Source organism: Streptomyces sp. CO7, assembly GCF_053474865.1.
The window spans coordinates 82,462-90,654 of record NZ_JBRIOU010000011.1 but is presented as its reverse complement, the minus strand read 5'-3'; the positions used below and the strand labels follow the sequence as shown (position 1 = coordinate 90,654).

Sequence of the window (8,193 nt, the reverse complement as noted above, 5' to 3'; positions counted from 1 at the left end):
CCCCAGGAGCCCTTCCCCCATGGCCACCGGCACCAGCCGGGCCCCGGCCTCCCGGATCAGCTGGAGGATGTTGGCGTAGCTGGGGGACTCGACGGCGACCCGCTCGCCGCGGCCGGCGAAGAGGTGGCAGATGGCGTCGATGGCCCCCATGGCGCCCGTGGTGACCATGATCTGTTCCGGCATGGTGGGCACCCCGAGCTCGGTGTACCGCCGGGCGATGGTGGCCCGCAGGGCGGGCAGTCCGGCCGGGTAGTCGCCGTGCGTGGTGGCGTAGGGCGGCAGCTCCCCCAGTGCGCCCTGGACGGCGCGGGTCAGCCACGGTTCCGGGGCGTTGAGCGCGGCGGTGCCGAGGTCGATGAGCGTGCCGAGGGACTCCGGCGGCAGCGGCTCGAGGCCGCGGGCGGGCAGCGGGTTGCCCGGCGGCACGGCGGTCCAGCTGCCGGCGCCGCGACGGGACTCCAGGAAGCCGTCGGCGCGCAGCGCCTCGTAGGCGGCGGCGACGGTGGTCCGGCTGACCGACAGCGCCAGGGCGAGCTCCCGTTCGGCGGGCAGCCGCGCGGCGACCGGCACCCGTCCCTCCAGCACCAGCAGCCGGATGCCGTCGGCGAGGGCCCGGTAGGCGGGCGGGCGCCGTCCGCCCGGCGCGGAGGGCCGCTCCTGCTGCGAGGCGAGCTGCCGCCCCAGCTGGGCGGCCCCCACCACGGAGGTCCACCGTTGCATCCGTCCAGTCCACCTTCCCCTAATTGGCCCTGTCGAGCCGCAGGACACGAGCCACAGAGTGGCATGCGTCGGTCCAACATCACCACAGGGGGTCGCCTTGCTCGCCCGACGTCTCGTCCAGCTCTACGTCGGCCTCACGCTCTACGGGGTCAGCACCGCGCTCCTGCTGCGGGGCGGACTGGGCCTGGAACCATGGGGTGTCCTCAACCAGGGAGTCTCCGAGCTGACCGGCCTGACGGTGGGCACGGTCTCGATCCTGGTCGGCGCGCTGGTCCTGCTCCTCTGGATACCCCTGCGGCAGCGCCCCGGCCTCGGCACCGTCTCCAACGTGTTCGTCGTCGGTCTCACCATGGACGCCACGCTCGCCCTGGTCCCCGTCACCGACGCGCTCCCGGTGCGCTGGCCGCTGCTGCTCGCCGGTCTCGTCCTCAACGGCGCGGCCTCCGGCCTCTACATCGCCGCGGGATTCGGCGCCGGCCCGCGGGACGGGCTGATGACCGGGCTGCACCGCCGCACCGGCCGCTCGATCCGCAGCATGCGTACGGCGATCGAGGTGGTCGTCGTGCTGACCGGCTTCCTGCTGGGCGGCACCGTGGGCGTCGGCACCCTCCTGTACGCGCTGGCCATCGGCCCGCTGGTGCAGTTCTTCCTGCGCCTGTTCACTCCCGCGTCCACCGCGCCCACCGCGTCCCCCGCGTCCACCGCGCTCCCCGAGGAGGCGGCCGCCGCGACCACCGCCTCCCTCTGCCCCACCGAGCCGCAGGGCGCGATACTGCGACCGTGACGACGACCCGCACCCCGCACCCCTACCTGGACCACCCCGGCCCGATCCCCTTCGCCCACCGCGGCGGGGACGCCGACGGGCTGGAGAACACCGCCGCCCAGTTCCGCCGTGCCGCCGACGCCGGGTACCGGTACATGGAGACGGACGTCCACGTCACCGCGGACGGCGTCCTGGTCGCCTTCCACGACGACACCCTGGACCGGGTGACCGACGGCTCCGGCCGGATCGCCGAGCTGCCCTGGAGCGAGGTCCGGCAGGCGCGGGTCGCCGGCCGGGAGCCGGTGCCGCTCTTCTCCGAGCTGCTGGAGACCTTCCCCGAGGTCCGCTGGAACGTGGACGTCAAGGAGGAGGGCGCCCTGCTGCCCCTGCTGGACGTGGTGGAACGCACCAACGCCTGGGACCGGGTGTGCGTCGGGTCGTTCTCCGAGTCCCGGGTCGCCCGGGCCCAGCGGCTGGCCGGCCCGCGGCTGGCCACCTCCTTCGGCACGGCCGGCGTCCTCGGCCTCCGGCTGCGCTCCTGGGGCCTGCCCGTCGGGCTGCGCGCCTCCGCGCTGGCCGCGCAGGTCCCGGTCGCCCAGTCCGGCGTCCCGGTGGTGGACCGCCGGTTCGTCCGGGCGGCCCACGCCCGCGGCCTGCAGGTCCACGTCTGGACGGTCAACGATTCCGTAGAAATGCACAGGCTCCTGGACCTGGGGGTCGATGGCATCATGACCGATCACATCGACACGCTGCGCGCGGTCATGGAGGACCGGGGCACCTGGGTCTGAGCGTGCGCGGCTCCCACAGCGCGAAGCGAGGATCGGGTGGGCAGCATCACAGTGCAGACGGGGGCGGCCGGCACGGCCGACGGACGTCGGCGCGAACAGCGCGGCTGGTACTTCTACGACTGGGCCTGCTCGGTCTACTCCACCAGCGTGCTCACCGTCTTCCTCGGCCCCTACCTGACCTCGGTCACCAAGGCCGCCGCGGACGACGAGGGCTTCGTCCACCCCTTCGGCATCCCCGTGAGCGCGGGGTCCTTCTTCGCCTACACGGTCTCCCTGTCGGTGATCGCCGCCGTGCTGCTGATGCCGCTGGTCAGCGCTGTCGCGGACCGCACCGGCCGCAAGAAGCCGCTGCTGGGGGTCTTCGCCTACCTCGGCGCCCTCGCGACGGCCTGCATGTTCTTCCTGGACGGCGACCGCTACCTGCTGGGCGGCATGCTGCTGGTGCTCGCCAACGCCTCGCAGTCGGTGGCGGCGATGCTCTCCAACGCGTTCCTCCCGCAGATATCCACGCCGGAGGAGCGCGACGCGGTCTCCTCCAAGGGCTGGGCCTTCGGGTACGCGGCGGGCGCGCTGATGCTCGTCCTGAACCTGGTGCTGTACACGATGCACGACTCCTTCGGCCTGACCGAGTCGGTCGCCGTCCGCATCTGCCTGGCCTCGGCAGGCGTGTGGTGGGGCGTGTTCGCGCTGATCCCGCTGCGCCGTCTGCGTGACCGCAGGGTCGAGGTGACCGAGGCCTCCGCCTCCGCCCCGCGCCGTCTGCTCGAGACACTGCGCGACATGCGGCGTCACCCGCTGACGCTCGGCTTCCTGCTCGCCTACCTGGTCTACAACGACGGCATCCAGACGGTGATCTCGCAGGCGGCGATCTTCGGCTCCGAGGAACTGGGCCTGGAGCAGTCCACGCTGATCACCGCGGTGCTGCTGGTGCAGGTGCTGGCGGTGGCCGGCGCGCTGGCGCTCGGGCGGATCGCCAGGCGGTACGGCGCCAAGCGCACCGTCCTCGGCTCGCTCGCCGCGTGGACGCTGGTTGTCGGCACCGCCTACTTCATGCCGTCCGGGAACGCCGTCTGGTTCTTCGCGCTCGCGGCCGGGATCGGCCTGGTGATGGGCGGGAGCCAGGCACTCTCGCGGTCCCTCTTCTCGCACCTGATCCCGCCGGGCAAGGAGGCCGAGTACTTCGCGGCCTACGAGATCAGCGACCGGGGCACCAGCTGGCTCGGCCCTCTGGTCTTCGGACTGACGTATCAGCTGACCGGCAGCTACCGGGACGCCATCATCTCGCTGGTGATCTTCTTCGCGTTCGGATTCCTGCTCCTCGCTCGCATACCCGTGCGGCGTGCCGTCGCCGAGGCGGGGAACACGGTTCCGGAGAAGCTCTGATGTTTTTGGCGACGGAGACGGCGGGGCGGTAGTGTACGCGTTTGGCCTGCCAGGCGTACCGTTACTGCGCGACAAAGACGCCGCAACGTCGAGTGACATCTCCTGCCAGATGTGACAAACCGGGCAATGGTGGGTACAACAAGGGGCGGCTACGACGGCGACGCATTGGCGCGGAACGGGAATCTTTACCGCCGACCGGACGTTGAGCCGGATGACGACGACAGCGACACCTGTCCTGTGGGCGACAAGCCCGGGAGGCACGATTCATGAGTGAGCGAGCTCTTCGCGGCACGCGCCTCGTGGTGACCAGCTACGAGACCGACCGCGGCATCGACCTGGCCCCGCGCCAGGCGGTGGAGTACGCATGCGAGAAGGGGCATCGTTTCGAGATGCCCTTCTCGGTCGAGGCGGAGATTCCGCCGGAGTGGGAGTGCAAGGTCTGCGGGGCCCAGGCACTTCTGGTGGACGGCGACGGACCGGAGGAGAAGAAGGCGAAGCCGGCCCGTACGCACTGGGACATGCTCATGGAGCGTCGTACCCGTGAGGAGCTCGAGGAAGTTCTCGAGGAGCGACTCGCGGTGCTGCGTTCCGGAGCGATGAACATCGCCGTTCATCCCCGCGACACGCGCCGCAAGTCGGCGTAGGCCTCGCCGCGGCCCAGCGCCGCGAACCGCACACGGCCGCGGGCGCCGTACGTGTTCCCACGTACGGCGCCCGCGGCCGTTGTCATGCCCGTCCGGTCCCCGCACGAGGGAGGACGCCTCGCGTCCGCCGGGAGCGCCCAGGGCGGCGCTCGTACCAGCGTCCGCCCAGGAACAGAGCCCACAAGGGGGCAGCACCCGTGTCCGCGTGAACGACCCGCCGGTGGTCCGGCGGCGGTGGGTCAGGGGATCAGCGGCGGCCGCGGGCCCTGGCCGTCGGGGCCGGGGCCGCCGGTGCCGTCGGGGCCCGAGGTGGGCTCCTCGCGGACGACCTCGCCCTGGACGACCTTGCCGTCCGGCCGGTGGATGCGCGCCTGCTGGAGGAGGCCCTCCATGCCCGCGGTCGCACGCCTCAGCCGCCGCTCCACGGTCCGCTCGAGGGCCGACCGCACCGTGCGCTGCACCGGCGGCACGAGCAGCAGCAGCCCGGCCACGTCGGTGATGAGCCCGGGCACGATCAGCAGGATGCCGCCCAGCATGGTGAGCCCGTTGCCCTCGCTCCGCGAGGGGTCGCGACGCCCGGCGTCCGACTCCACGCCACCTCCCTGCGCACCCCGCACCGTCGCGTCGAGGGAGCGGAAGGCGCGCCGCCCGGCCCGCTTGACGACCGCGCCGCCCAGCAGCACACCCGCCGCCAGCAGGGCGAACACGGTGAACCCGCCGGCCGCCTCCGCCACCAGCGTCAGCAGCCAGATCTCGAGCACCAGCCACGCGGCCAGAGCGAGCGGCACCACGACGCGTGCCCGGGAACGGGGCTTGCGGCCGGGGCGCGGCGAGGAGGAGCCGGGAGAGCTGGGAGGGAAGGAGCGCTGAGGACCGGTCGTCATGTCTCCAGTGTGCCTGGCGGCCCCGCTCAGCCGCGCCGGGGCCGCCCGAGTACGCGGCCGGCCCGCTCGGTGACGCCCCAGGCCGTGACCCGCCAGAGCGCCTCGACCAGGATGTCGCGGCTCATCTTGGAGTCGCCGTGCTCGCGCTCGACGAAGGTGATCGGCACCTCGACCACGTGGTAGCCGGCCTTCACGGCCCGCCGGGCCAGGTCGACCTGGAAGCAGTACCCCTGGGAGGCCACGTCGGAGAGCCCCAGCCCTTCCAGGGTGCTGCGGCGGAAGGCGCGGAAGCCGCCGGTGACGTCGCGGATCGGGACGTCGAGCAGGACCCGGGAGTAGAGGCTGCCGCCGCGGGAGATGAACTCGCGCGAGCGCGGCCAGTTCACGACCCGCCCGCCGGGCACCCAGCGGGAGCCGAGGACCAGGTCGGCACCCTTGAGCGCGGTCAGCAGCCGGGGCAGTTCCTCCGGCTGGTGGGAGCCGTCGGCGTCCATCTCGACCAGGACGTCGAAGCCGTTCTCGATGCCCCAGCGGAAGCCCGCCAGGTAGGCGGCGCCGAGGCCTTCCTTGCCCTTGCGGTGCAGCACCCGCACCTGGTCGTCCTCGGCCGCCAGCTCGTCGGCGATCTTGCCGGTGCCGTCCGGGCTGTTGTCGTCGGCCACGAGGACGTGCGCCTCGGGAACGGCTGCCCGGACACGGCGGACGATCGGCGCGACGTTGTCGGCCTCGTTGTAGGTGGGGATGATCACCAAGGCCTTGCCGAGCGGGCCGAACCGTCTCTCCTGGCCACCCGCAGCGGGGGCACCCACGCCGTCGTTCACTGCTGACCTTCCGTTTCCGCGCCGTCGTCCCCGCGGAAAGCGGGCGCCGTGCACAGCCAAGTCCGTACGCAGGGGACCACCTTAGTGCGCGGCATGCGGCAGGACACGGCAACGCGACGGGGCGCGGGCGAGGCGGTGGGGGCATCGGCGGCAAAACGCCGGAAAGCGTCCGCCAGGCGGGGGCCGGAGCCCTTCGGGCCGGCCCGGGACCCGCCGGCTGCGGATCCTCCCGGGCCGTTGTCTGTTGAGCTCCGGCACCCCGCCCTGGTCTCACCTGCCGACCGGCCACGGCCTCCCTCAGGGCGTCACGGCCGCTGGGCCTGGCACAGCGGGCCGGTGCGCCGCCCCGGCGCACCGGCCCGACCCAGCGGCGGCGCCACGAGTGCGCGGAGGCTCCCGGTCGGGCGTCCGGTGGTGGACCCGGCCGAACCTACCCGCCGCCCGCCGCGCCCTGTCAAACCCGGGCCACGGGCGGACGCAGGGCGTTCGGGGAACGTTCCTTCTCCCAGGGGCGCGGGGCGGGGCCGTGGATCCGCGGAGCGCGGGGGCGGCCGCCCCCGCGCCGGAGATCACTCGCCCGGCCGTACGAAGACCGTCTCGCCGCCCACCACCGTGCGCAGGCACACCGGAAGCCCGCTCCCGGGCGTGAGGTCGGGCAGCCCGGGGGTGCCCGAGCGCGGATCGGTGGACCAGCGGGCCACCCGGTCGTCGGGGGCCTGCACGATCAGCTCCCCGGTGCGCCAGAGGGCGTAGTCGGCGGGGGCGCCCGGCACCAGCACGCCGGCGTCGTCCCGGCCGACCGCCCGCCAGCCGCCGCGGGTGTGGGCGGTGAAGGCGGCGCGGACGGAGACGCGGTGCTCGGGGGTCCGGTGGAAGGCTGCGGCGCGCACGGTCCCCCACGGGTCGAGCGGGGTGACAGGACTGTCCGAGCCGAAGGCCAGGGGCACGCCGGCGCGCAGCATGGCGGCGAACGGGTTGAGGGTGCGGGCCCGCTCCACACCGAGCCGCTGGGCGTACATGCCGTCCTCGCCGCCCCAGTGGGCGTCGAAGGCGGGCTGCACGGAGGCGGTGAGCCCCAGCTCGGCGAAGGCGGCGATCGTGTCCGCGGTCATCATCTCGGCGTGCTCGACGCGGTGCCGGGCGGCGCGGATCCGGGCCAGGCCGACCTTCTCGGCGGCGGCGCGGACGCCCTCGACCACGGCGGTGACGGCGGCGTCCCCGATGGCGTGGAAGCCGGCCTGCAGGCCCGCCTCGGTACAGGCGGCCACGTGGGCGGCGACCGCGGCGGCGTCCAGGTAGGGAGTGCCGGCGTGGCCCGCGTCGGCGTAGGAGTCGTGCAGGCAGGCGGTGTGCGAGCCGAGGGAGCCGTCGGCGAACAGGTCGCCGGCCGCGCCCAGGGCGCCGAGGGCGCGGGCCTTGTCGACGTCCTGCTCGGCCCAGTAGCCGACGACCCGCGGGCCGGGCTCCTCGGCGGCGATCCGCAGCAGGCCGGTGAAGTCGTCCTCGGAGGAGATGTTCGGGCCGCCGCACTCGTGGACGGTGCCGATGCCGACGGAGGCGGCGTGGGCCAGGGCGGCGCGCTGGGCCTCGGCGCGCTGGGCGGGGGTGACGGCGCCGAAGGCGGCGGCGCGGACGGCGTGGTGGGCGTCCCCGGTGAGCGGGCGGTCGGCCTCGAAGCCGGTCATGGCGGTGACGCCGGGGACCAGGTCGAGCAGCGCGGTGGTGACCACGGCGGAGTGCACGTCCACCCGGGAGAGGTACAGCGGACGCCCCCCGGTGGCCTCGTCCAGCTCGGCGCGGGCCGGCGGGCGGCCGCCGGGCCAGCGCGCGGCGTCCCAGCCGTGGCCGAGCAGCACCCGGTCGACGGGGCGGGCGGCGGCGAAGTCCCGGATCCGGCCGAGGGCCGCCTCCAGGGAGGGGGCGCCCGACAGGTCGAGGCCGGTGAGGGCGAAGCCGGTGCTGGTGGTGTGCACGTGGGCGTCGGTGAACGCCGGGGTGACCAGGGCGCCCTCCAGGTCGACGACCTCGTCGACCCCCTCGGCGAAGGCGTCGGCGGCGCCCTCGGACCCGACCCAGGCGACGTGGCCGTGCTCGACGACCATGGCGGTGGCGAAGGGGTCGGCGGGGCTGTGGACCTCACCGCCGCGCAGCAGCACGGTGCGGGAGGTCGGGGCGGTGCCAGTACTCATG

Annotated in this window: 8 protein-coding genes; 4 read left to right on the top strand and 4 right to left on the bottom strand. The window is 74.0% G+C overall.

The window, feature by feature from the left end:
* A partial coding sequence (locus ACOV8S_RS29500) for an aminotransferase class I/II-fold pyridoxal phosphate-dependent enzyme (protein ID WP_448321540.1) occupies window positions 1–720 on the bottom strand: 720 nt, incomplete at its 3' end.
* A 97-nt stretch (window positions 721–817) separates the two neighbouring features.
* On the opposite strand from ACOV8S_RS29500, the gene yczE reads away from it, so the two are divergent.
* The 4 genes from yczE to ACOV8S_RS29480 all read left to right on the top strand — a co-directional run bounded on the left by yczE (window position 818) and on the right by ACOV8S_RS29480 (window position 4,298).
* Window positions 818–1,504 (top strand): membrane protein YczE, encoded by a 687-nt coding sequence (yczE, locus tag ACOV8S_RS29495; protein ID WP_448321539.1) that lies wholly within the window; start codon window positions 818–820, stop codon window positions 1,502–1,504.
* Window positions 1,501–2,271 (top strand): glycerophosphodiester phosphodiesterase, encoded by a 771-nt coding sequence (locus tag ACOV8S_RS29490; protein ID WP_448321538.1) that lies wholly within the window; start codon window positions 1,501–1,503, stop codon window positions 2,269–2,271. The genes yczE and ACOV8S_RS29490 overlap by 4 nt, the downstream gene beginning before the upstream one ends.
* Window positions 2,272–2,307: 36 nt before the next feature.
* Entirely contained in the window at window positions 2,308–3,654 is a 1,347-nt protein-coding gene (locus tag ACOV8S_RS29485; protein ID WP_448321537.1) for an MFS transporter, read from the top strand.
* Window positions 3,655–3,920: 266 nt separating this feature from the next.
* Entirely contained in the window at window positions 3,921–4,298 is a 378-nt protein-coding gene (locus ACOV8S_RS29480; protein WP_108957122.1) for an RNA polymerase-binding protein RbpA, read from the top strand.
* Window positions 4,299–4,537: 239 nt separating this feature from the next.
* Here ACOV8S_RS29480 and fxsA read toward each other — a convergent pair whose 3' ends face one another.
* From fxsA to ACOV8S_RS29465, 3 genes are all read right to left on the bottom strand, one after another.
* Window positions 4,538–5,182 carry an FxsA family membrane protein gene (fxsA, locus tag ACOV8S_RS29475; protein ID WP_448321536.1) on the bottom strand — a complete coding sequence of 215 codons (645 nt, stop codon included), beginning with the start codon at window positions 5,180–5,182 and terminating at the stop codon, window positions 4,538–4,540.
* A 26-nt stretch (window positions 5,183–5,208) separates the two neighbouring features.
* Window positions 5,209–6,003: a polyprenol monophosphomannose synthase gene (locus tag ACOV8S_RS29470; RefSeq protein ID WP_448321535.1), complete on the bottom strand. Its 795-nt coding sequence runs from the start codon at window positions 6,001–6,003 to the stop codon at window positions 5,209–5,211.
* 569 nt (window positions 6,004–6,572) lie between these two features.
* Window positions 6,573–8,192 (bottom strand): amidohydrolase, encoded by a 1,620-nt coding sequence (locus ACOV8S_RS29465; protein WP_448321534.1) that lies wholly within the window; start codon window positions 8,190–8,192, stop codon window positions 6,573–6,575.
* Window position 8,193 lies beyond the last annotated feature (1 nt).